General features: G+C 46.9%; 22 protein-coding genes. 17 read left to right on the top strand and 5 right to left on the bottom strand.

The window, feature by feature from the left end; translation table 11 throughout:
* Positions 1-428 precede the first annotated feature (428 nt).
* From Q0605_RS04970 to Q0605_RS04980, 3 genes are all read right to left on the bottom strand, one after another.
* On the bottom strand, positions 429-1,457 hold the full coding sequence (locus tag Q0605_RS04970) for a DUF3137 domain-containing protein (protein WP_298704784.1): 1,029 nt from the start codon (positions 1,455-1,457) through the stop codon (positions 429-431).
* Between the two features lie 380 nt (positions 1,458-1,837).
* Positions 1,838-2,398 (bottom strand): Fe-S-containing hydro-lyase, encoded by a 561-nt coding sequence (locus tag Q0605_RS04975; RefSeq protein ID WP_040303892.1) that lies wholly within the window; start codon positions 2,396-2,398, stop codon positions 1,838-1,840.
* A 10-nt stretch (positions 2,399-2,408) separates the two neighbouring features.
* Positions 2,409-3,254: a fumarate hydratase gene (locus Q0605_RS04980; RefSeq protein ID WP_298704786.1), complete on the bottom strand. Its 846-nt coding sequence runs from the start codon at positions 3,252-3,254 to the stop codon at positions 2,409-2,411.
* A gap of 199 nt (positions 3,255-3,453) precedes the next feature.
* On the opposite strand from Q0605_RS04980, the gene Q0605_RS04985 reads away from it, so the two are divergent.
* The 3 genes from Q0605_RS04985 (at position 3,454) to Q0605_RS04995 (ending at position 6,116) form a co-directional block, all read left to right on the top strand.
* Positions 3,454-4,011, top strand: a complete 558-nt coding sequence (locus tag Q0605_RS04985) for a NapC/NirT family cytochrome c (RefSeq protein ID WP_298704788.1) — start codon at positions 3,454-3,456, stop codon at positions 4,009-4,011.
* Between the two features lie 10 nt (positions 4,012-4,021).
* Positions 4,022-5,422, top strand: a complete 1,401-nt coding sequence (locus Q0605_RS04990; protein ID WP_298704790.1) for a multiheme c-type cytochrome — start codon at positions 4,022-4,024, stop codon at positions 5,420-5,422.
* A 277-nt stretch (positions 5,423-5,699) separates the two neighbouring features.
* Positions 5,700-6,116 carry a hypothetical protein gene (locus Q0605_RS04995; RefSeq protein ID WP_298704792.1) on the top strand — a complete coding sequence of 139 codons (417 nt, stop codon included), beginning with the start codon at positions 5,700-5,702 and terminating at the stop codon, positions 6,114-6,116.
* Between the two features lie 1,246 nt (positions 6,117-7,362).
* On the opposite strand, the gene Q0605_RS05000 is transcribed toward Q0605_RS04995, so the two are convergent.
* Positions 7,363-7,581 carry a hypothetical protein gene (locus tag Q0605_RS05000; protein WP_298704794.1) on the bottom strand — a complete coding sequence of 73 codons (219 nt, stop codon included), beginning with the start codon at positions 7,579-7,581 and terminating at the stop codon, positions 7,363-7,365.
* A gap of 180 nt (positions 7,582-7,761) precedes the next feature.
* The gene (locus Q0605_RS05005; RefSeq protein ID WP_298704796.1) at positions 7,762-8,667 is read right to left on the bottom strand and encodes a tetratricopeptide repeat protein; all 906 of its coding nucleotides are present in this window, start codon (positions 8,665-8,667) and stop codon (positions 7,762-7,764) included.
* A 388-nt stretch (positions 8,668-9,055) separates the two neighbouring features.
* Here Q0605_RS05005 and Q0605_RS05010 point away from each other — a divergent pair, with 388 nt between their 5' ends.
* The 14 genes from Q0605_RS05010 (at position 9,056) to Q0605_RS05075 (ending at position 23,986) form a co-directional block, all read left to right on the top strand.
* Positions 9,056-9,745 (top strand): response regulator transcription factor, encoded by a 690-nt coding sequence (locus tag Q0605_RS05010; protein WP_298704798.1) that lies wholly within the window; start codon positions 9,056-9,058, stop codon positions 9,743-9,745.
* Complete coding sequence (locus Q0605_RS05015; RefSeq protein ID WP_298704833.1) at positions 9,735-11,153, top strand: DUF3365 domain-containing protein; 1,419 nt, start codon at positions 9,735-9,737, stop codon at positions 11,151-11,153. Before Q0605_RS05010 ends, Q0605_RS05015 begins: the two co-directional genes overlap by 11 nt.
* A 104-nt stretch (positions 11,154-11,257) precedes the next feature.
* Positions 11,258-13,333, top strand: coding sequence for a cytochrome C (locus Q0605_RS05020; protein ID WP_298704799.1), 2,076 nt, complete (start codon positions 11,258-11,260; stop codon positions 13,331-13,333).
* Positions 13,334-13,384: 51 nt separating this feature from the next.
* On the top strand, positions 13,385-14,158 hold the full coding sequence (locus tag Q0605_RS05025) for an FKBP-type peptidyl-prolyl cis-trans isomerase N-terminal domain-containing protein (RefSeq protein ID WP_005870892.1): 774 nt from the start codon (positions 13,385-13,387) through the stop codon (positions 14,156-14,158).
* Between the two features lie 28 nt (positions 14,159-14,186).
* A complete protein-coding gene (locus tag Q0605_RS05030) occupies positions 14,187-14,894 on the top strand; it encodes a 4Fe-4S dicluster domain-containing protein (RefSeq protein WP_298704801.1) in 708 nt (235 codons plus the stop codon).
* A 1-nt stretch (position 14,895) separates the two neighbouring features.
* Positions 14,896-15,867: an NrfD/PsrC family molybdoenzyme membrane anchor subunit gene (gene nrfD / locus Q0605_RS05035; protein ID WP_298704803.1), complete on the top strand. Its 972-nt coding sequence runs from the start codon at positions 14,896-14,898 to the stop codon at positions 15,865-15,867.
* A 15-nt stretch (positions 15,868-15,882) separates the two neighbouring features.
* Complete coding sequence (gene ccsA, locus Q0605_RS05040; protein ID WP_298704805.1) at positions 15,883-18,573, top strand: cytochrome c biogenesis protein CcsA; 2,691 nt, start codon at positions 15,883-15,885, stop codon at positions 18,571-18,573.
* A gap of 10 nt (positions 18,574-18,583) precedes the next feature.
* Complete coding sequence (locus Q0605_RS05045; RefSeq protein WP_298704807.1) at positions 18,584-19,417, top strand: tetratricopeptide repeat protein; 834 nt, start codon at positions 18,584-18,586, stop codon at positions 19,415-19,417.
* Between the two features lie 30 nt (positions 19,418-19,447).
* A complete protein-coding gene (locus tag Q0605_RS05050; RefSeq protein ID WP_298704809.1) occupies positions 19,448-20,572 on the top strand; it encodes a nitrous oxide reductase accessory protein NosL in 1,125 nt (374 codons plus the stop codon).
* Positions 20,569-20,757, top strand: coding sequence for a hypothetical protein (locus Q0605_RS05055; protein ID WP_298704810.1), 189 nt, complete (start codon positions 20,569-20,571; stop codon positions 20,755-20,757). The genes Q0605_RS05050 and Q0605_RS05055 overlap by 4 nt, the downstream gene beginning before the upstream one ends.
* Positions 20,747-21,856, top strand: a complete 1,110-nt coding sequence (locus Q0605_RS05060; protein ID WP_298704812.1) for an FtsX-like permease family protein — start codon at positions 20,747-20,749, stop codon at positions 21,854-21,856. Before Q0605_RS05055 ends, Q0605_RS05060 begins: the two co-directional genes overlap by 11 nt.
* Positions 21,853-22,530, top strand: a complete 678-nt coding sequence (locus Q0605_RS05065) for an ABC transporter ATP-binding protein (RefSeq protein ID WP_298704814.1) — start codon at positions 21,853-21,855, stop codon at positions 22,528-22,530. Before Q0605_RS05060 ends, Q0605_RS05065 begins: the two co-directional genes overlap by 4 nt.
* Complete coding sequence (locus Q0605_RS05070; RefSeq protein ID WP_297914381.1) at positions 22,527-23,480, top strand: hypothetical protein; 954 nt, start codon at positions 22,527-22,529, stop codon at positions 23,478-23,480. Before Q0605_RS05065 ends, Q0605_RS05070 begins: the two co-directional genes overlap by 4 nt.
* The gene (locus Q0605_RS05075; protein ID WP_005870878.1) at positions 23,477-23,986 is read left to right on the top strand and encodes a hypothetical protein; all 510 of its coding nucleotides are present in this window, start codon (positions 23,477-23,479) and stop codon (positions 23,984-23,986) included. Before Q0605_RS05070 ends, Q0605_RS05075 begins: the two co-directional genes overlap by 4 nt.
* Positions 23,987-24,548 lie beyond the last annotated feature (562 nt).

The following is a 24,548-nucleotide window of genomic DNA, read 5'->3' on the forward strand; positions in this document are numbered from 1 at the left end:
TTCATCGGATTTTTGCTGCTGCTTAGCCTTATGCTTTGAAAGGCGAATTTCAAACAGCAGCCTCACGAAATTTTGCAACTTCAAGGAATTTCAAATTTCGGAATTTCGCAGAATTCTGCAGCGAGCGGATTTGGATTTTAAATTTTAAGGCTTTTGGGCTGCAAATTTAAAAGCGTAGAATTTCAAGGCGCGGAATTTTAATTTCAGAATTTTAAATTTTGCGGCGCAGAATTCCGTAGCATGGATTAAAATTTTAAATTTCAAAACGCGCGGGATTTTAGGGTGCGTGAAATTTCAAAGCGCGAAATTCATGAAATTCAAAAGCGGGATTTTAAAATTTCAAATTTTACGGCGTGCGAGACCGCGGTACGGCGTGTGAAGCTATAGTGCGCGAGGCTGTGACACGCAAAGCTGTGGCGAGCCGCTCGCTAGCTCCAAATTCTTTCGTTTAGTTTTAGGTTTTTTACGATCGCTAAAAAGTGCGAAAGCTCGCGCTTGAGCTGCGCGGCAGGGTCGCGGCGCAGTACGCTTTCGTCGATGTCGGGCTCGAAATTATCGCGCCCCGTATTTACGAAAATGTAAATTTTGCTATCTGCGAAGCTAAGGCTAACGGGCGCGGCTACGGCACCTGCGAAGCGCAAGAGCCTCCGCATAAAGGCGGGCGTTAGAATATACATCGCGCCCGCTGCGTCCGCGGAATACACGGCGAAGGCGGCGTTAAACTCCGCATCGTCCATATCTATCTTTTTTAGCCCGCCTGTGTTCGGCGCGCCGGCGCGAGCGGGAAAAATAAGGGTTTTGGCACTTATGCGTTTGTTAAATTCCGCGTAGAAAAAGGTGCCGAGGATTTCGCTTTCCGAAAATCTATTAAATAAACTTACGTCACAAAATGCGAACTTCACGCCGTCATAAACGCCCGAGACCCTGTCGTTTCCGCCTTTGAATTTATCTAGTCGAAAAAAGAGCCCCGAGAGCTTAAGCTTGGCGGGATCGATACTGCCTCCAATATCGTATCGATAGCCGAACGCCTTGAAATAAGGCATTAGATAGTGCTCTTTAAAAGCGCACTGAAATTTTACCGAATAATCTTGTTTAAAGCCTCTAAACAATACGAATAAGCTCGAAGCAGCCAAGATTAAAGTTATAATCGCGAGTAAGATATATTTGGAAATCGTGGGGCGATTTTGTAAATCATCTAGAAATAGGCAAATTATAAAAAAACCCGCAGCTTGGATCATCGTAGCTTTTATAGGGGTTTGATCGAACAAAATGACCATGATAAGAACAAGCGCGAATAATCCGATAAGCGGCAACAAATCCGCCATACCTCCTCCGTCGCGCAGTTTGTATAACAAAAACGCGCCGTAGCCGAGCATGCACGCCGCCGCTAAGATCGTATTTCTTTTCGCCTTATACAAAAGCCCCAGCCTGATCTGCTCCAGCTCGCTTGCGCTCATTTTGCCCCTTTTAAATTTAAGATGGATTATGACGCTTGCGGGCTTTAAATTTACTTACGAACGGCGACGAAATTTTAAAATTTAGACTTGGATAAATTTGCGATTAAATTTAGCGACAGATTGTTTAAATGAAACAAAGACGGAATTTTTGTAGAAATTTAAGCGGCGCGAAATTTTAAAATTCTGCGCCGTAAGAGAGACAAAAATTTTACGGACGCGATTTAAATTTCGCTATAAAATTTCACTGCGCCACGCCGTAAAATTTCGCAAAATAAACGCCGCAGATTATGCCGTAAAATTTACGAGCGCCTGGGCGAATGTCGCGAAATTTACGGACGCCCGCGCTGCAAAAAACACCGCGCGGACGCCGCTAGCAAAATTTAGATTTTTCTATAAGGAGCCTGACCTACTTCGTAGAAGTTATTGCCCTCGCTATCGATCGCTACGATAGCTGGGAAATCCTCTACGGTAAGTCGCGCAACCGCCTCGGGGCCGAGCTCGGGGTAGGCTAGCACTTCGTATTTTTTGATACTTTGGCTGATTAACGCGCCCGCGCCCCCGATAGCGACCATATAGACGCAGCCAGATTTTTTCATCGCTTCGACGACGGCGTCGCTGCGGTAGCCCTTGCCGATCATGCCGTTGATGCCTACTTCGTTTATCATCGTCGGAGTGTATTTGTCCATTCGTCCGCTAGTCGTAGGTCCTGCAGCGCCGATAGCCTGACCAGGTTTGGCAGGGGTCGGCCCCAGATAATATATCGTCTCGCCGGCTAAGTTTACGGGTAGCTTCTCGCCGCGAGCGAGGGTTTCGGTTAGCGCCTTGTGTGCGGCATCGCGGGCTGCGATGATGGTGCCGCTGATTAGGACGTTATCGCCCGCCTTTAGGCTTTTTACTACGCTTTTATCGAAAGGTGCGGTAATTCTTTTAACTTCTGACATGATTTCCTCCTTATAGTTCAGCGTCGGCATGGCGAGCCGCGTGGCAGTTGATATTAACGGCGACCGGAAGCCCCGCTATGTGGGTCGGATACCACTCTACATTTACCTTAACAGCGGTGTTTATGCCGCCCAAACCTTGCGGACCGACGCCCGTAGCGCGAGCCATCTCCAGCAGCTCATCCTCTAGCTTGGCGTAGCGCTCGTCGGGATTTCTGCTGTCGATCGAGCGAACCGCGGCTTGCTTGGCTAAAAGCGCCGCCTTATCCATCGTGCCGCCGATACCGACGCCTACGACCATAGGAGGGCAAGCGTTAGGACCAGCGTATTTGACCGCCTCTAAAAATACTTTTTTTACCCCCTCGATGCCGTCTGCGGGAACGAGCATTTTTAGTATCGATTTGTTTTCGCTACCGAAGCCCTTCGGGGCTACTTTGATCTTAAGTTTATCTCCGGGGACGATACGGGTATTGATGACCGCGGGGGTATTGTTTGTGGTGTTTTTTCGCTCAAAAAGCGGCTCTGCGACCACGGATTTACGCAGATAGCCGCCTACGTAGCCGTCCGCAACGCCTGCGTTGATAGCATCCTCCAAATATCCGCCCTCGATATGCACGTCCTGACCAAGTTCGACAAAAACCACCGTCATACCGGTATCTTGGCAGATCGGCGCGACCTCTTTCGCCGCCAAATCGGCATTTTGTAAGAGCTTGCCTAAGATATCCTTGCCGATAGGCGAAGTCTCATTCTCGCGTGCTTTCTCAAATGCCGCGCGCATATCTGGCGTGACGTGATAACAGGCTTTTTTGCAAAGCTCGCTGACTACTTTGGTAATTTCATCCGCTTGGATCGTTTTCATGATCTCTCCTTGTATTGAAATTTTAATGGATTATATTCCGTTAAACTAAAAACTTAGTTTAAAATTTTATCTTCATTTAATAAATTTTAACAAAAGGCTAGAAAATAAGCGGTTTTTAATCTTTTTATAATAAAATACCGCTTTCCGAATTATCAAATACTAAAAATTTTGCGAAGAAATTTTAAAATCAAGGAAACCTATGAAAAAGAAAACTCTTGTGCTGCTCGTGGGCGCTTGTGTGCTTATAGGAATGATACTTTCTCTTGGGATTGCGGAGATGGTTCACCTTACGGGCACCGATAAATTCTGCGTATCCTGTCATACGATGCAGCCGATGGCAAACGCATTTCACAACGATGTTCACGGTGGCAATAACCCGCAAGGTTTCAAAGCCGATTGCGTCGCCTGTCACGTTTCTCATGAAAATACCTTTATGTATCTTTGGACCAAAGCTCTAACCTCCGCAAACGACGTCTATAAGACGGTCTTTACCGACGCCGATAAGATCGACTGGCAAGATAAGCGCAAGGAGCGAAATCATTTCGTTTATGAAAGCGGCTGCCTGAGCTGCCATCGAAATTTAAAAGAGCAGAATAATCAAGTAAATAAAGCCTGGCTCGCGCATAGGGATTATTTCGCGGGCACTACCGGCAAAACCTGCGTGCAGTGCCACGAAAACGTCGGCCACAAAAATATGGGTATAGAGATTACCAAATATTGGGATAAATACAACCGAGAAAATAACAAAACCAAGTAAAGGAGAAGCAATGCTAAAAAAAGTCGCTATTTTAATAGCCTGTATCGCATCGTTTGCATTCGCAGAAATGCCCGCGCAGCATGCGAATATGTCCGCGTCGGACGCGAACGTAAGCAATTCTGTAAACGTTAGTCTTACGAAGAATTTAAAGGTAAATAGGCAGCTTACGCCGCTAGCTAGACGCTGCGTCGAGTGCCATGCCGAAAAAACTCCGGGCGTCGTTGCGGATTGGAAGATGAGCCGCCACGCTCACGTAGGCGTTAGCTGTACCGACTGCCACTCGCAGCCAGCAGATAGCCCTATGGCAGCTAAAGAGCCGCATCCGAAAGACACAGACAATCATATTTCGGTGCTAGTTAGCCCAAAAACCTGTGCCAAATGCCACAGCAACGAGGTTAAAGAGTTCGAAAACAGCGGTCACGCAAGAGGCGCTATGCAGATGCAAGCCAACAAAGGAATAGTTGATCTAATGTATCACTATGAAGGACGTGATATCCCTGATCTTAAACATGCGCCTGATATTACCGGTTGCTCTCAATGCCACGGTAGCGTCGTTAAAATGGATGAGCATAACAAGCCTACCAAAGAGACCTGGCCCGTTTACGGCATCGGTACGGTTTATCCGGACGGTAGCGTAGGCGGATGCAAATCATGCCACTCGAGTCATAAATTTTCGATTGCTGAAGCTCGTAAGCCTGCTGCTTGCGCATCTTGCCACTTAGGACCTGATCATCCGGATATCGAAATTTACAACAACTCAATGCACGGACACGTATTTAACGCTGAAGGCAATGAGTGGAAATTCGATAGCGCTCCTGGTACTTGGGCGGTTCCTGACTACCGCGCTCCTACATGTGCAACCTGCCATATGAGCGGCGGTGTGGGCGATCTAAACTCCACTCACAACGTATCTCAACGCTTGAAGTGGAATTTGTGGCAGCCTAAGAGTAATCTACGAACCGGCGGTAATGAGACCGCAGTAAGCGAGTTTTTAAATACTGGCAAACTAAACGTCGGCAATCCTTTGGCGGGTAACTTAAACGGTCCTGAGGCAGCGCGTGCGGAGATGAAGCAAGTCTGCAAAGAGTGCCACGCAAGCACCCACACGAATAATTTCTTTGAGGTGGGCGATAAGCAGGTACTTCTATATAACGTTTACAACGACGAAGCGACTAAGATGCTAAAAGAGCTTAAGGAAAAGAAACTCCTAAAAGACGATCCTTGGGCGGATGCGTTCCAGCGAATCTATTATGTTTCATGGCATCACGAGGGTCGCAGAATGCGCCAAGGCGCGCTAATGGGCGGACCTGATTATTCGCATTGGCACGGCGTATTCGAGGTCAAAAATGACATCAGAGAGATGCGCGAAATCTACGAGCGCCGCATCAAAACCGGCAAGATCGAGGAATAATCCTTCTTAGTCTGCTAAATTTGCCGGACTAAACAGATCAAGCTTGTAAGCCCCTGCACTTCGCGGGGGCTTTTTTATTTGGATAAAATTTTGGAATTTTATTTTGTAATCCGTAAAGCCCATCGAAAATCGCCCCTAAAAGCCACTACAAAATCACTGTCTAATTATTTAAGATCATTGAGAATTTATGACGGAAGTAGCTGATAAATTAGAGTAAATTTATCTCTTTGCAATCCAAAATTAGCTACAATCGCGCATATCATTTAAAAGGAATTTTATGGACAAGCAAACGGCATTAGACTTTTTGAGACTTCATCAGCCGATGCCCGCGCAGCTTTCGGATCAGCTCGCGGCAGAGTTTCGCGCGGTGCGGGAGTTTTTGCGTGATAATCCCTGTGACGAGGCGCTTGAGCCGCTTTTGCGCTCGCTAAATGAGGGCGACGGCGCAGGTGAATATCCACTCGTGGACGAGGTGCTAGGTGCGGCGGACGATGCTGCTGCGGTAGCTGCGATTAGAGCGGTCTTAGAAGATCCGAGCGCGGGCAGCGGAGCGCGATTTTGGGCGACGCTTTTTAGCGTGAGCTTCGTCCGTAAGGAGCTCACCGCAAGCCTGGAGACATCGCTTAAATACGCAAACGATGATTTGATCGAGCTTACGAAGGAACAGATCGAAATGTTTAAACAGCTGACGTAAAGCTAGCTGCATAACTTATGGTTGCGCTTTACTCGCCAGATTGCGCCGTTACAAAGCAAATCCAAATTTATAAAAATCGGCTTAATCGCAGGCTACTTTTAAATTTTAAAATTTTGCGGTCGCTTAAAATTTCTAGAGACGGCGATTATGAAAGAGACGCGCTTTGTTTTCTACGCGCTGTGGCAGGCGCCCTGTGCGAGGATTGCTATCGGCAAAGAATAGCGTCGCCGCTAAGTGCGAGCGGCGCAGGCACCGAGAGATATGTGCCTAGGCAAGGGTAGAAATTTTACGGCGTCGTTTGAAGTAAAATTTTAAATCTGCGGGCTTGTGATAGAATTTAAGTCGTAATAATGAAGCATAATTTAATATCGCTACGAGCTCACCGCTGAAATTTTAAGCTTGCGTCGCGCAGTGGCAAGATTTCGCTCGGTGCGATCCGTACGAAATTTTAAGCCGTAAAGATAAAGCGGAATTTCTCATACGTGATTTTTTTGAGACGAAATTTTAAGCAATGAGTTTGAGGCGAAATTCTAAAGCGCGAGTTAGACTATAAACTCGCACCGTCGGTAGAGAATACCGCGTCTTTTTGCGCCCAGAACTTCGATTGCACGGCAAAGAATTTCACGCTTTTAGCATTGCAGCTACGAACCTCGGTTACGCAGCGAGTAAAACTGTGCTACGGTTATACGACTAATGATGCCGCGCCATTTTGCAAGCGATCTTGTAGCGAGATTAGATTATGAGTCTCGGCGTGCGGCGTAGGAATTTGGGCGGGTGTGATCCGTGTAAGGTTGCGTGGCGCAGATTTTGCGTCCCCTTCTGCACCGCCAAAAAATTCTACCGAGCGGAGTTGTGATCTAGAAATTTTGCGGCGGCATGAAATCTCCTAGCGCGGATTTTGAGCTTGCGCAAAATTTCGCACCGCTAGCATGTGAGAGACCTGAAATTTTAAATTGCATGTCGCTTTAAAATTTTAAACTTATGAATTTGACCCGCACTTACTTTTAAATCCTAATTCCACGCCATGCTTGGCGATGAAATTTTAAAATTTCATCGCGCCAGGAGCAGCTCGATCAATCGGCGGACGCAGTTAAAATTAAGTATAGATAAAATGCATCGGCGCGCGTGAAGCGGAGTTAAATTTAAATTGCGAGCAAAATTTTAAAGCGTGGCTTGGACCGCTACGCGGGCGTTCGGCTCGGTTCTAAAATAGTTAAATTTAGCGCTAGCGCCTGCGGAGCTTCGGCTACCTGATTTTTGCGCTGCCGAAGCAAAGTCCGTTTTCGTTGCACTGCATATTTTCGATTTGCGGATCCTCGCTTTCGCCGCAAATTTGGATCATCTGATGCGACGCCTCGTCCATTTTGGGCTCGCTGCAATGCGAAACGCCTGGCTTTGGATGCTCTGGAGCGGAGCAAGCGCATATAAATAGCGCTGCGCAGGCGAATAAAAGAGCATTTTTCATTTTAAATCCTTTTAAAAAAATTTCATAATTTTATCTTTGTAAAACTGAAATTTTACGGAATTTAAAGCGTTTCGGATAATTTAACGCGCCCTTGCGACGAGTATGGCGGCGAGCATAGCGATGAAATTTTAAAATTTCATCGCGCCAATTCATATTCTTGCGTAAATTTTTAAAATCACCTCAGCGGGCAGCTTTTTCGCAAGATTTTTGCAGTATCTTGTTAGAATCGATACTTATGATTTTTTTGCCTAATTTGCACGCCTTGTCGTAGTATCTCATCGCCGCTCTTTGATCGTCGCTCTCTATATTAGAGGCGTATATCGCGCAAGATACCCAGTTCCCCTCAGAATCGCAAGATATTCTATACTCTTCGGCGATTTCCATTCTGGCTATGTATTCCATAGATTTTAAAATTTTCGCTTCAAGCTCCGCAGGTCTGCTGCAATATAGCTTTACCGCATCGTTAAATCTAGGGCTATTTTGCAATGCGGGATCCGAGCTGTTTTTACCAAGCTCGCAGGCCTTTTTATAGTATTTCGCCGCTTCATTATTATCCTTTCCCTCCATAAACACGGCAAATAACCCGCAAGCAAATATATCGTCCTTGCTATCGCAATCTTTCTTGTGTTGCGCGGGTGCCTTTGCTAAATCCGCGTCATTGCCGCTCATAGTAGCCGCCATAGTGCAGCCGCTTTCATAACCCGTATCGCATGCCCTTTCAAAGAACTCAAGAGCCTTTTTATCGTCTTTTGCTACCGCTTTCCCTTCATGATAAAATCCTCCTAATCCGAAACAACTAAGAGCATGGCCGCCGTCGCACGCTTTTTTATAAAATTTAAAGGCTTTTGCCAAATCTTGCTTTGGTGCTTTCATACCGAGAGCATCGATTACAGGGGAGTTTTCATATAATATACCAAGAGTAGCGCAGGCTTCCTCATACTTCACGGTTCCATTTTCATTCGTGAAATCTTTACCGCTCTCGCAGATCTTTACCAATGTATTTATTTGCTCATCCGTAAGCTCTTTCGCCTCTTCGGCAAACATAAAAGAGCTTAAAAAAGCCAAAGCTAAAATGATTTTTTTCATTTCTTCCTCCTTAAAATTTGTCGTATTATTTCACTTTTCGTTGTCAGATACTGTCATTTAATGGCATTAAATTTTATTGCTCTATTTGTTTTTAAAATTCCGCAGAAGTATACCCCCCCTTAATAATCACTAAAATTTAAACAAAGTATCGCTTATCCGCGACTCTTCTGCGCTTCGCTACTGCTCGCCGTAAATTTCACGTAAAGCGGAGTTAAATTTTACGAAATTTTCAGGCAGAAATAGTAGAAGTGTGCGAGCAAAAGCTTAAATTTAAAATCTCAAACCTTCTTTAACGTTGATTTAATGCTAAATTTATATAATCTAAGTCTAGTTATGTTTTAAGAGAAGATTAAGAATGAAATGCGCTAAGTTTGGAGGCGGATAGAGTATGCAAGATTACGAATTATTGGACGTTTTGTCCAATAAAAGGGTTCTTTGCCTAGAGGATGAGCCCGGGATTTTAAAAAATATAACCGAATCGCTGCAGCTGTTTTTCGGCGAAGTAGTGGGAGTTGGAGACGGGCTGGAGGCGCTTGATGAGGCGATGAGCGGCTCGTACGACGCGCTGGTTTTTGATATCGGCGTGCCGCATATGGACGGGCTAGAGGTTGTTAAAAAGATCCGTGCCGCGGGTATCGGCGTGCCGATCGTGATACTTTCAAGCCACACCGAGCAGGAGTATCTGTGGCGGGCGGTGGAGCTTAAGATCACTAGGTATCTGCCTAAGCCGTACGACAAAAATGCCTTTATAAAGGCGCTGCAAGACGTCGCTGCGGAGCTGATAAATCACGCACCGATATTTAGCATAAGCAGTGAGCTGAAGTATGATTTTGCCAAAAAGATCATCTACGTCAAAGACAGCGCCTGCCATCTTTCCAAAAGCGAGAGCAAGCTTTTGGAGTACTTCTTAGCGCGCAAAAATCAAACCGTAACCTACGAGCAGTTATTCGACTACATGTGGGAGTTCGAGCAGCCCAGCAAGGAGGCGATCAAGGCGATCGTCAAAGAGCTACGCCGCAAGATAGGCAAGGACGTGATCAAAAATTTATATGCGGTGGGGTATCTCTTTGAAGTATAAATTTAAATTTATCGTAACGCTTTTCGTGCTGCTATATATCGTAATTACGGCTTTGGTTTTTAACTTCTACCGCGAGCTTGCGCTAAAGGATACGAGGCGCGAGGCGTTTTACATCCTAGATACGATGAATGCGGTGCGCGATTACGTCTCGACCGTGCAGCGCCCGCTAATAAACGAACTTAAGGAAAAAAAGCTTCTGAGTGAGGATTTTTTCGATCCGAGGCTGATGTCCTCGACCTACATAACGCGCGAAATTTATAAAATTCAGCTCGCCAAAGAAAACATCAACTACGACTACAAGCTCGTCGCTACCGATCCGCTCAATCCCGAGCACGAGGGAAGCGAGTTTGAGAATGAAATTTTAGAGGGCTTTAAAGAAAACAAATATAAAGAATACTCCAGAGTCATCTATGATAAAGGTGGCGCCTCGTATCTTTTGAGCCTGCCGATAACAAACTCCCAGCCTTCGTGCACTGAGTGCCACAGCATCAACGCAGCGCCTAAAAAGATGCAAGAGCTCTACGGAGACGTGGGGAATTTCAAAGGCGGTCTAGGCGATACGATCGCGATGATAAGCTTTAAAATTCCGATAAAAAGCATTCTGCTCTATCACACCAAAGAGTTTGTCGTTAGCGGCCTAAGCTTGCTTGTGGTATTTTTGATCTGCATATTTTGTATCTATAAAATTCACAAAAAAAACGAGACCTTAAAGATGCAGACTCAGCTTTTACTGATAAATCAAAGCCGCCTCGCGCTCATGGGCGAGATGATCGGCAATATCTCGCACCAGTGGCGCCAGCCGCTATCGCAGATCAGCTCCACGCTCATAAATTTAGAGCTTTACAACGAGCGGGGCAAGCTCTCAAAAGAAAGGCTCGAAGGCGGCATTAGGGACGCGGGCGAGCAGGTGAAATTTATGAGCGATACGATCGAGGATTTTAAAAATTTCTTCAACCCAAACATGCCGAAGAGGGAATTTAGCGCCGGCGAAGCGATCGAGCAGGCGCGTAAAATTTTAAACGCCTCGCTTAAAAAACACGTCATCGACATAAGCGTGCGGATAGAGGAAAATTTCACCCTTTACGGCAACGTAAACGAGCTCATCCAGGTGCTAATAAACATCATAAACAACGCAAAGGAGGCGTTTTTGGACGTGCCGCTTAAACGGCGCGAGATTAAAATTCGCTCGTTTTTAAAGCAGGGCGAGCGAGTAATCACGATCGAAAATAACGCAAGCCGCATCGATGAAGCGCAGCTAGATAAAATTTTTGAGCCGCACTTTACGACAAAACAGCAGGGCAGCGGACTTGGACTATATATGAGCAAGATGATAATCGAAAAAAATGGAGGGAGCATAAGCGCTGCGAATTCCGACGAAGGCGCGATATTTATGATCTCTTTTCGTTAAATTTAGACTTTATTAAATTTCTCCCTTTTTCACCCTTTTTTGTTGGTATTATTTCAATCGTAAAACTTTGCTAATTTAAAAATTTGATTTTCAAAGGAGGAGCCATGAAAAAATGGAATAAGATGCTACTAGGCGCGCTCGCCTGTATTAGCATTTTTGCCGCAGGAGCCTGTGCTGATGAAGGCATGGGGCATGAGATGGAAATGTCGCAAAAATCGCGCGATGTCATCGCAAATCCTAAGGGCACGTTGCAAAGCAGAGGCGTCATATCCTTGCAGGACTACGTCGTAGAAGAGCGAGAGATGTATGACTGGCTATTTAAAAATCACCCGATTTTTACCAAATACGGCGGTAAGACGGTCGGTAAGATGGATGTGCACGACCGAGGTTTGGAGTGGCTTGCGGAAGGGCATGGATTTGACTTTTCAAAGGCTAGCAAAAGAGACGACGGCAAGGGCTATAGCTCTATGATGTATAGAATCCCTGCGGGATCTTCCTTGCAATTTCCGAATAAATTCATAGGTCCTGAAAAATGCGGCGAGTGCCACCCTGCGCAGTATGAGACATGGAGCAGATCGCGCCACGCCACTACTATCCGCTTCCCGGGCGAGCACCCGGAGGTTAATAACAACCTAACCGATCCTGTATTTAGCCCAGATACGGCGTCGATCCTTCCAAAAGGTATTACCCCTGACGTAATTTATGCGACCGTGGGACACTTAAGAACAAAATTCGGCTACGTAGATGCATGGCTTCTACGCGGAACCTATCACGTAGAGGGCGGCTTGCTAAGAGATGGTACCGGTCAAATCGTAGCCGGCGGCAACCAATTCCAAAGGACTTGGGCGTTAAATTTAGACGATGAGACGGTCAAAAAGATCAAAAAGATCGTTCCGGAATTCCCGGGCACGCTTGAGGAATACGGCGATAACGGCGGTTACGTAAGAGGGCTTGCGTCGTATGCTGCGAAATACAAAAAATCGATGTTTTTCCAAGCAAACAGCTCGTATTGCGAAGTCTGCCACCCATTCAAATTCGACTTTAAAACTAAAAAAGAATTCTATGCTGCTTTGGGTAACGCAAAAGAGCTTCAAAAGCACACTATCTCCAAGGGTATCACCTGTGAAGAGTGCCATGGAGCGGGCGGTCACCTTGACGGCGCTACAAATTTTAGAACCTCAAACTGCGAACGCTGCCACCAAAGATTTAACTATAGCCCTGATTTAGCTCGTGCTAATCCGCTAAACAACGGAAATCCCGATCTATCTCTTAGCTCTAAATTTAAATCTATGGGTCCAGGCTGTGGCTCTGAAGGCTCTCAGTCCTACTTTACCGCTCACTACGAGAAGGGTATGCGCTGCATAACCTGCCACGATCCGCACGATAACACTGGGCCGGTAGTTGGCGATAAAACCGTCAAGGGCGTAAATTATAACTCCGAGCAGGGCTATTTGAGCGCGTTTTATACAAAGCCTAAGATCACAAAAGAGTGCAAAGACTGCCACCAAGAGCAAGCCTACATCGCCGCAAGAGCCGATACGCATAAAGACAATACCTGCGCATCTTGCCACATGCCGTTTATGATGAGCTGCGAGAACTTCTACGCTATTCAGTTCCAAGACAACGCGGGATTCGATACTCAAAGAAGATCGCACATCTGGAAGATCGACATCGATCCTACTAGAAAATCTCTAGTCGCAGGCGATGCCGCTAAAGGTCCAAGAGATGCAAAAGATTGGCACTTCCAAAGAAATAAAGATGGACGAAATTTCGTCGATCTTATGTGGTCGTGCGCACGAACGTCTTGGGCGGATAAAGATATGCAAGATACCAAAGGCTGCCACAGCCCTGTCGTTTCCGAGCTAAAAGAGACGCTTCACTTCAAGAACCAAAAGCAGGTTTACGATGAGGTTATGGGCTGGCAAACTCCAATTAAGAGCGATTTCTCGCAAGTTAAGATCGGTATTCAGGGAATTTACTCGATCCTTGAGACTAAAAAGCTTAACTCCAGCGATAAAACTCGCGTTTACGAGCTAATAGAAAAAGCTCAAGACACCGTCGATCTTATCGAAAAAGACGGCTCATGGGGTATGCATGGCTTTAAATATACTAAGCAAAGGCTAGAAGCCGCTAAAGAGTATATCAAAGAGGCTCAAAGAATTCTAAATAATAATTTATAATTCTTTCGGGGTCGCGTAAGTTCGCGGCCCCGAAATTTAAAAGGCAAATGTATGCAAAAAAGACTAAAAATTTTCTTGCCTATCGTTTTGGCAAGCTGCGCGTTGGGCGCGAATTTAACTACGCAAGAACAAAAAGAATCTTATAGCATCGGAGCTTCTACCGGAAGCTATGTTTCAAACCAGCTGCATTCACAAGCCGCATTAGGCGTCAAATACGACTTAGATGCGGTAATAGAGGGGTTTTTGGACGCTCTTAAAAAGCAGCAGAAACTAAAAGATGAGGAAATTATTGCGCTTTTGAATCAAAGAGCCGATAAGCTAAATAAGATCGTAGAAACAAATTCCAAAGCAGAGCTTGATAAAAATTTAAAAGCAGGCAAGGAATTTATGGCGAAAAATGCCAAAAATCCGGACGTTAAAACCACAAAATCCGGTCTTCAATATGAAATTCTAAAGCTAGGTATGGGCGAAAAGCCAAAGCCTGAGAGCGTAGTGGTGATGAACTACAAGGCGTATTTGACGAACGGTAGCGTATTTGACGATACTTTCGCGTCTAAAATTCCGGCGCATCTTTCTATGATAGGCTTAATCGACGGATTGCGCGAGGGGTTGCTTTTGATGAATACGGGCTCGAAATATAAATTTACAATCCCTAGTAATTTAGCCTACGGCAACGTGGACGTAGATAGAATTCCTGCGGGTTCTGTGGTGATTTTTGAAGCCGAACTACTAAAAGTTTTAAAGCCCGGCGAGCTTGCCGATGCGGCGAAAAAGCTTAGCGAGAGCGAGGCTAAAAGCTTTCACGACGCGAACAAAACAAAGTAGTTTTGCTTAAATTTAGTCGGAGGAGAATATGCAAAAGCAAAGAAGAAATTTTATAAAATCCGCCGCACTCGGCTCTTTGGGGCTCGGCGCAATCGCCTCAAGCTTGCTCGCACAAAACGGCACAGATAAAAGTGCGCAAGACGCAAACGTAAGCGTTCAAAAGCAAGAGCCGAAAAAGCCGCACTACGGCATGATATTCGATCAGAATAAATGCGTGGGCTGCACCGATTGCGAGATAGCCTGTAAAAAGGTAAATTTGGTTCCGAAAGGTCAGATGAGGCTTTTTATCCAGGACAAAACCGATCCGCTAAATTTGAAAGAAAAGCGCTATGTTAGGGTATCTTGCCAGCAGTGCGAGGACGCGCCGTGCGTAAAAGTTTGCCCGACGAAAGCCTGCCACAAGGACGAAAAAACCGGCATCACGACGATGAACACCGACGACTGTATCGCCTGTAAATATTGCATCGTCGCCTGTCCTTACGACGTGCGCTTTATAAATCACGAAACAAGAGCCGCAGAGAGCTGCAACTTCTGCTTGGATACGAATTTAAAGGACGGTCACGAACCAGCCTGCATCGAGGCGTGCAGATACGAGGCGATCGTATTTGGCGATCTAAACGACGAAAGCTCGCACATCAGCAAGCTACTTCGCGTAAAAGACAGCCTGCGCATGCATCCTGAGTGCGGCACGAAGCCGAGCCTGCGCTATATTCCTGCGGTAAAACTGGGGGTGTGATATGAACGGAGCTATAAATTTTACTGCGACCTTCTCGCACGGCGTGGAGTGGGGTTGGCCGATCGCGGTCTATCTTTTGCTAGCGGGTATGAGCGGCGGCGCTTTGGTAGTCGCGATCCTCGTCAAATTTTATAAAAAGCAGACCGAAAGCACGCCGCTGTTTAAGGCTGCGTCGCTGCTATCTTTCGTCGCGATTTTACTCGGCATGGTTTGCCTGGTAGCCGACCTTGAGCGACCGCTTCTTTTTTGGAAAATTTTGATCAATTATAACTTTACTTCGGTTATGTCCGTGGGCGTGGCAGCGCTTTGCGTCTATATTCCGCTTAGCTTCGTAGCCTGCCTTTATGCGTTTGAAGCTGATCTTAGCGGATTTTTATCGCGCAGACTTACTTTTTTAAAAGGGCTTTTCACGCTCGTAATGAAAATTTTAAACGCGCTTCGCCCGCTACTTCTTGCGCTTACGCTTGTTTTTGCGGTCGCGATCTGCGCCTATACGGGATTTTTGATCTCGGTTTTGGTTAGATTTCCTATCCTTAATACCGCCGTTTTACCTGCGCTTTTCGTGGCGTCTGGCTTATCTGCGGGCATCGCGGGCTCAAGCCTCATAGCCGCGCTTTTCTTTAAAGCTGAGCTGCACGGCGGCGATCTAAAAACTCTACACGCGGTCGAGTGGCCGGTTTTAGCGATGGAAATTTTACTAATCGGCATGATTTTTGTTTCACTCATCACGGGCAGCGATGTGCAAAAAGCCGCGAGCGTCGCCTTTAGCGAAGGCGTTTACGCTCAGCTATTTTGGCTCGGCATCGTGGGCGTAGGTTTTTGCGTACCTCTAGTTTTAAATTTCGCACTGGGCAAAAAGATCGCTCACACCGCATTTGCGTTCTACGTTAGCGCGCTTGCCAGCGTGGTTGGAGTATTACTTCTTAGAATGTTTATACTATACGCAGGGCAAACTTACGATATAATAATGTAAAACTGCGGAGGGTTAATGAGCGCGCTAAAAATATTAAAATTTTTCATCTCTTACAAATTCGCGCTCTGCCTCCTTTTCATTCTAGCTGCAGGTGCCGGCGTCGCGACCTTTTTAGAGAGTATCTACGACACGCAAACGGCTAAAATTTTAGTCTATGAGGCGCGCTGGTACGAGTGCGTCATGGGCGCTGCGACGCTGAGCCTGCTAGGAATAATCATAAAAACCAAAATGTGGCGCCACTTCGGTTCCTTCGTACTTCATGCTGCATTTATCGTCATCTTTATCGGCGCGGCTTTGACGCGTTATCTGGGCGCCGAGGGCGTACTGCACGTAAGAGCAGGCGAGAGCGAAAATGAGATGGTGAGCGTCAAGCCGTTTTTGCAAATACGCACAAAAGACGCATTTTTCGAGTATCCGCTAAATTTATCCCAAATCGGCGATAATAATTTTAGCTTCACGCAAAGTATAAATTCTAAAAGCTTCACCGTCAAATTTGGCTCCTACAAACCCGCGCCCAAAGGCGAACAGGGCACGCTTGCGGTAAAAGCGGGCTTTGAGGGCGGAAGCGAGCAAGAAGCGCAGCTGCGCGGCGGCGCGGGCTGGCTCGGGGAACCTAAAATTTTAAACTTTGACGGCGAGGAGATAATGCTAAGCTGGGGCTCGAAACTCATAGAGCTTCCGTTTGCGGTAAAGCTTTTGAAATTTAAGCTCGAGCGCTACCCGGGCTCGCAAAGCCCGTCATCCTACGCCAGCGACGTTGAAATTTTAAAAGAGGGCAAGAGCGCGGGGGAGCATGAAATTTATATGAACCACCCGCTAAGCTTTGACGGTTTCAAGCTCTTTCAATCCTCCTACGACACCGACGAGCTGGGCACGGTGCTGGAGCTTAATCGCGATCCGGGTAAAATCCCCACTTATTTCGGTTATTTCTTGCTTTGCGTCGGATTTATCGGCAATCTTTTTACCGCCGGCAGCAGGTTTAAAAAGCTAGCTAAATTTATTAAAAATAATGCGCCCGCCGCGCTTCTTTTGATTGCGCCGCTTTTTTTCAGCATTGAGCTTCGCGCCGCGGATGAAAACTATCTAGCAAACCTTAAAGCCAACTCGCGTGTTCACGCAAACGGCGCGTTTGCGGAGCTTTTGGTGCAAGATTATATGGGCAGGATCAAGCCGCTTAGCACCGAAGCAAGCGAAATCGTAAATAAAATTTCAGGCACGGAAGGGCTTTACGGCTTAAGCGCCGAGCAGATGATCCTAGGAATGAGCCTAAATCCCGCGTTCTGGCGCGATCAAAAGATCATCAAGATCAGAAACGACGAGATCAAAAAGATGCTAGGCTTAGCGCCGCAGGAGCGATATGCGAGCTTTAATTCGGTCTTTGATGAAAACGGCAACTATAAGCTCGCGCGCGTCGTGGACGAGGCGAATGAAAAAAGCGCCTCGCGCCGCGGCGTGCTCGATAATGAGCTGATTAAATTCGACGAACGGCTAAATATCGCGTATCTGACCTTCAGAGGGGTGTTTTTTAAATTTATCCCCGTGCCGAACGACCCGCAAAACGCGTGGCTCTCGCCGAACGACGCCTTTGCGGATTATAGTATCGCTCCGCAGATCAAAGGCGTGCTAAATGACTATCTAAACGGCTTGCAGGATGGAATTTCGGATAATGATTGGGCTAAAGCGGATGCAGCGTTAGCGGAGCTGAAAAACTACCAAAGAGCCACCTCGGCGGCTATTCTTCCAAGCGTTAGTCGCGTCAAGGCCGAGGTATTTTATAACAAAGCTTCGGTTTTTAAAAAGCTAGTTTATTGCTATATGATCCTAGGCGGCATAGCTCTTGTTTTAGCGCTTTTGGGCACGCTTTTCGGCAAACGCTTCGCGCTCGCGCAAAAAATTTTATTCGCTGCCTTTGCGATATGTTTTGCAGCACATACCCTCGCGCTTGCGCTGCGCTGGTACGTCGCGGCTCACGCGCCGTGGAGCGATAGCTATGAGTCGATGATCTACATCGGCTGGTCGGCGGCGCTTGCAGGGATCATATTTTTTAGAAAGTCCCTACTTACGCTAAGCGCAAGCTGCCTGCTAGCTAGCATCGTAATGCTCGTAGCGCATATGAGCTTTGTAAATCCGCAGATTACTAACCTCGTGCCGGTGTTAAAGTCGTATTGGCTTAGCATCCACGTCTCGGTTATCACGGCTAGCTATGGATTTTTGGGGCTTAGCTGTCTGCTCGGGCTTTTGGCTCTTATTTTGATGGTGCTTAAAAACAGTGCCAATCGCGAGCGGCTCAACGCTCAGATCAGATATATAACGGCGATCAACGAGATTAGTCTCATCGTGGGGCTTTCGATGCTGACGCTCGGAAATTTCTTCGGCGGCGTATGGGCGAATGAGAGCTGGGGGCGATACTGGGGCTGGGATAGCAAAGAGACCTGGTCGTATGTCTCGATCATCGTCTATGCGATCGTGCTGCATCTAAAATTTATCCCGAAACTCAGCTCGATCTATGTTTATTGCGTGAGCTCGACGCTCGCGTATAGCTCGATCATAATGACCTATTTCGGCGTAAATTTCTACCTCACCGGCATGCACTCTTATGCCGCGGGAGATGCGCCGCAGATACCCGCGCCGTTTTATTGTATAATAGCGGCGGTCTTTTTAATAATCGCTCTTGCTTTTAGAGGCAGGGACGTAAAAACGATATAAAGGAGTAAATTTGAAAAAAATTCTAATAGCGTTAGCCTTGACGGCCACGGCAAACGCGGGCTTTATCAGCGAGGGCATTCAAGCTCAGCAAAGCGGCGATCATAAAAAACTCGCAGAAATTTACGAGCGAGCGTGCGGTTTGGAAAATAAAGCTTCGGGATGCTATAATCTAGCCGTTTTGTATTTTGAGGGCACCGGCAACGTAGAGAAAAATTTCGAAAAAGCTATCAGCCTCTACGAAAAGGCGTGTAGCGCTAAATTTGCGCTTGCGTGCAATAATCTAGGCTATATCTACGAAAGCGGCAACGGTGCGGATCAAAATTTCACCAAAGCTGCGGCTTATTACGAAAAAGCTTGCAAAGATAACGAAGGCTGCACCTCGCTTGGGCTTTTATACGCAAACGGCGCCGGGCTCGCGAAAGACGTCGCCAAGGCGGCGAGCCTTTATGAAAAGGCCTGCACCTATGGCGATATGATGGGCTGCAACAACCTGGGCTATCTGTATCTAAAGGGCGAAGGCGTACAGCAAAGCTTCGCAAAGGCTAAAATTTTTTATGAAAAGGCTTGCGGCGGCGACATCGGCATCGGCTGCAACAATCTAGGCTATCTATACGCCTTCGGGCAGGGGGTGGACCAGGATTATAAACAGGCAAAGCAGCAGTACGAAAAGGCGTGCAACCTCGGCCACTTCGATGGCTGCAATAACCTAGCCATAATGTATGCCGAAGGTAAGGGCGTGAAGTCCGATAACGCCAAAGCAAAAGAGTTTTTCAAAAAAAGCTGCGACGGCGGCATCAAGATGGGATGCGAGAATTTGGAATTTTTAAATTCGATTAGTAAGTAGATTTAAAACATCAAATTTTAAGGAGATAGTATGATTTTACGTTCGTTTTTAGCTTCGGCTGCGCTCGTCGCGCTCGTTTGCGGTGCCTCCATGGATGGGGCTAATAAGCCGGCAAATCCTATGTTTCAAAGCGTGGATCCTAGCAAGGCTACGCTTGTAGGAAGCGGCGAGGGCAAAGAATACTGCGCCGTTTGCGGAATGAATTTGGTTAAATTCTATAAAACCAACCACGTTTGGAATGGCAAGCAAGTGGCTTCCCTACACTGCCTGTACGAGCTAACGGAGGGAAAAATTCCAAGCGATGCGCAGGTCGTCGATACGAAAAATCTAAATTTGATCGACGTAAATAAAGCTTTTTACGTCGTGGGCAGCAAGGTCAAAGGCACGATGACGCGAAATAGCAAATACGCCTTTTCAACCGAAGCCGACGCGAAAGAATTCCAAGCCGAAAACGGCGGCGAGATAATGAACTTTGCCAAAGCCTACGAGATTGCAGGGCAGGATTTCGAGGGCGATAACAAGATGATTAAAGCCAAGCGCGAGGGCGGCGTTTACGCGCACGGTAAAGAATTTTACGAAACAAACTGCGCTAAAACGGACGCCAAAAGCTTCAAAGCCATCTCCGAGCTCAAAGCTCATCTCAAAAAAACTTGCGACGCAAAGGGCGCTAGCAAGGCTCCAGAGTACGACAAGCACCTGCAAGCCGCAGCGCTATATCTATGGGACGCGCCGGCAAATTTAGGCAGTAGCGATAAAAACGCAAAAGCGAAAAAGGCTGAAAAGATCATCGTGCCTGAGGGCGCCAAATGCCCGGTTTGCGGCATGCTAGTAGGTAAAAACCCTAACTGGGCGGCGATGATAGAGATCCAAGGCGGTGAGAATTTGTATTTTGACGGCGTGAAAGATATGATGAAATACTACTTCCAAAAGGGCAAGAGCTTTGATAAAATTTACGTAACCGACTACTACAAGTTACACAAGATTGATGCTAAAAGCGCCTTTTTCGTGCTCGGCTCCGACGTCTTAGGACCGATGGGCGATGAGCTCATTGCGTTTGATAGCGAGAGCGCGGCTAAGACCTTCGCTAAAGATCACGGAGGCAAGAGTGTACTTAAATTTGATGAAATTCAAGAGAGCGTAATAGAAGGGCTATGAGGCTCATTTGCGCTTTAACGATCTTTTTTGCCGTCCTTTACGCGCTCATTGCGGTGCATTATGTAAGCTTTGATCGCGCAAAGGGCGAGCAGTGTCTGCAAAAGCTAGCGCGCGAGATAAAGGACGTGCGGCTCTCAAGCAGCTTTAAGAGCAAGGCCTACGCGGAGTTCGTCTATGATAAGTAGAAATTTCATCGACTACTCCGTAACTCTGCTGCGAAAAGACAGAGCCGATCACTCCTTTAGCTTCGCAATCTTTGCCTTTATCGTTTTTATTTTAAGCTCGGTGCTTTTTATCTCGGGCTCCATTCAAAACGATCTTGAAAAGGTTATCAAGCTCAGACCCGACATCGTCGTAGAAGCTCTACGCGCGGGCAAGCGCGATCTGATGCACGACGGCTATATCTACGACGTCTCTAAGATCGCGGGCGTCAGCGAAGTGCAGGGCGCCGTGGACGGGATGTATTACTTCGCTCAAAAGCGCGTTTGGTTTCATATCGTAGGCGACGAAAGCCTGAGCGAAAACGAAATGGTCGTAGGCGAGGGGGTAAAGGCGGCGATGGGCGAGTGGTACTACGAGGACGAGTTTCACTTCTTGACCGAACAGCGCCTAATCGCGATTAAGATTAATAAGATTTCGCCGCACGAAAGCAGCATCGTCTCAAACGACGTGATCTATCTCAACCCCGCTACCGCGCGCGAGGTACTGAGCCTGAAGGAGGGCGAATACACCAAGCTCTACGTAAGTGTGCCCAACCCCAACGAAGTAAGCGAAGTAGCGCTTAAGATCGTAAATTTATACCCCAACACGGAGGCTCTTAGCGCGGAGGACGCGGTAGCCGAAGTGAGGCATCTGTATTATTACAAGGGTGGAATTTTTATGGTGCTTTACGCCGTGGCGATGATCTCGTTTTTCATCTTGCTGAAAAATCAAATTTCGCTCGCATACGGCGAGAAAAAAAAGGAGATCGCGATCTTGCGCAGCATCGGCTTTTGTATAAAAGACATCATCGCGATGAAATTTATCCAAAATTTCATCGTCTCGCTAAGCGCTTATCTACTCGGCGTCGCGGGCGCTTATGCTTATGTTTTTATCCTGGATGCGCCGCTTCTGCGCGATATATTCTTAGGCGGCGAGCTGCGAAATTTCATCACCTTCACGCCCGCGATAAATTTCAATATGCTCTTTTTGATCTTCGTCTTTAGCGTGATCCCGTTTTTGGCGTTCGTCATCATCCCATCCTGGCGCATCGCTATCGGCGATATGAGCGAGGCGGTCAAATGAGTAAAATAGAGATCAAGCAGCTTTTTAAAATTTACAACGAGGGCAGGGCGAATGAGTTTCGCGCTTTAAAAAACATAAGCCTAAGCGTCGAAGAGGGGCAGATCGTAATCTTAAAAGGCGTTAGCGGCAGCGGCAAAAGCACGCTTCTATCCATCATAGGCGCGCTTGCTAAGCCTAGCAGCGGCGAGGTTTTGGTGGACGGCGCAAACGTCTCCAAGCTCGCCGATATCGAAAGCTCCGCGTATCGCCATAAAAAAATCGGCTTTATATTTCAGTCTTTCAACCTGCTTGAGGCGCTTAGCGTTCATAAAAACGTCCTTGCGCCGCTTAGCCTTGAGCGGCTGAGCAGAGATGAGCTTAGCGCGCGCATAGACGAAGCGATGCAGATTGCTAATATCGCGCATAAAAAAGATCAGATCGTCTCCAGCCTTAGCGGCGGCGAAAAGCAGCGCTGCGCTATCGCAAGGGCGCTCGTGATGAATCCGCAGATCATCTTGGCCGACGAGCCGACGGCAAATTTAGACAAACAAAACTCGCTCGGTTTCATCGAAATGCTCTCAAAGCTCAAAGAGCTTAAAAAGACCGTTTTGATCGCGACGCACGACATACTCTTCGACGAGCTAAGCTTCGTGGATCGATACGTGTTTTTAAAAGATGGAGAAATTTCAGCATGAGCGTATTTTTATCGGGCAGCGTGATCGCGTTTTTAGCCGTAGAGCTGATCGTAATAGCGCTGATGGCGATCTCGCAGTTTCACATCGTGCGGATCATGCGCTATTGGGACTTTAACGCCACCTCAAATTTACAATACGCCCTGGAGAAAAGAAACTATCTCATCAACACCATTTTGTTCTTCACGATAGCGTGCAAGATCATTTTGTTTATATTTTTTGCGCTCTGCTTAAACGAGCTCTCTTCGGTCGTGCCAGGCGCGATGTGTTCCGCGGGCGTCGTGGGCTCGAACCGCTACGGCAACATCCTGCTGCTTTTAAAAATTTTACTGATCTTCGGCTTTGGGCTCTGGCTTATTTTAAACAGCCTCGATCTTAAAGCGGGCAAATTTCCCTATCTAAAGCGCAAATACCTGATCTTTACCATCCTTTTTACTGGCGTTTTGGCGGAGTTTATTTTAGAAATTCTATTTTTTATCAATATCCCGTTGCGTGTGCCGGTGTTTTGCTGCTCGGTCGTATTTCGCGCGCCGAAGCTTCCGTTTGGATACACGCAGGCGCTTTTGGCGACCTTTTTCTATGCGATATTAGGTGCCATTTTGATCTTAAATTTCTTAAAGCAGTCGATGGCGAGCTTTGCTTTAAATTTGCTCTTTTTGTTCGTCGCATACTACGCGATCACCTATTTTTTCGGGCTTTACGTTTACGAGCAGCCCAATCACAAATGCCCGTATTGCATGCTTTTGAAGGATTATTACTTCGTCGGCTATGCGATCTGGGGCTCGCTATTTTTGGGTATATTTTTCGGCATCGTGCCGTTTTTAACGGAGCTCATCACCAAGCGCGCCTACACCCACCTGCTTAAATACTCCTCGTTCTGGCTCATTCTAAACGCGCTCATCTGCAGCGCCTACGTCGTCAAATACTACTTCGTGCGGGGTGCGCTGCTATGATTAAGAAAATTTTTGCCGCGGTTTTGCTCGCCTGCGTGATGGGGCTGCTCATATCGTCCATGGATATAGCCGAATCCAAAATTTCCGTCCGCCACGGCAACACGGATAAGCAGCCGCTGCAGATCGAATTTGGCAAATACCTATGCCACGAGAGCGGCACGGTGATAAACGATCTGTATAACACCGCCCAGGCCGTTATGCCAAACGGCGATACATATTTTTTCAACGACATCGCAAACGTCTTTATGTGGCTTATGCGGCAAAAAAACAAAGATGAGATCGTAGTGTGGGTTTATTCGCAAGACACCGAGAAATACATCATTGCCAAGGACGCCTGGTACTCGCGCGTCGAGATCACGCCGATGGGCTACGGCTTTGGCGCGTATGAGTTTCACAACTACGGCAGGAGCGACTACTACTACGACGAGATTGTGCTGTGCGCCGCTCGCGGCGAGACGCTGCTAAATCCGCTCATAAACATCCTGCTATCCGAAAATAAAATTTAGCTTTGCGGCGGATCGGAAAATAAAATTTAGTCCTGCGATGGATCGGAAATAAAATTTAGCCGTGTGGCAGGTAGGAAATAAAATTTAACTCCGCAGCGAGCGCAACTTGTCATGGATACGGCCGCCGCGTAAATTTTACCCGTGCCCGCACCTTTTATTAAATTTTGCCCGCTGCCGCTTTCGTTAAATTTAGCTCGCGTCCGAGTTTGCGTTCGCTTGCAATTATTAAATTTGCTCGTATTTGCCCGAGCTCGCGCCCATTCGTATTCATTAAAATTTATCCCGCATTCGCTCATTAAGCTAGCCTAAAATTCAGCCCGTATCGGCTTACTATTGTTAAATTTACCCGTCTATGTCCAAACTCTTGCTTGTCCGCTCTTATGGAATTTAGCTCGCATTGTCTGCTCGCATCGGCTTGCTCGTTAAATTTGATCCGTCCGCACCGCCTGTTCGCTACCCCATCAATATCGCTTGCTCGTTTGCCGCTTCGTCCGCGCCGCCGATCAGTTTAAAATTTAAAGTCGTACTCGCTCATTAAAATTTTAAATTTACCTGACCGATT

The sequence above is a fragment of the uncultured Campylobacter sp. genome (genome assembly GCF_938017705.1).
Lineage (GTDB): Bacteria > Campylobacterota > Campylobacteria > Campylobacterales > Campylobacteraceae > Campylobacter_B.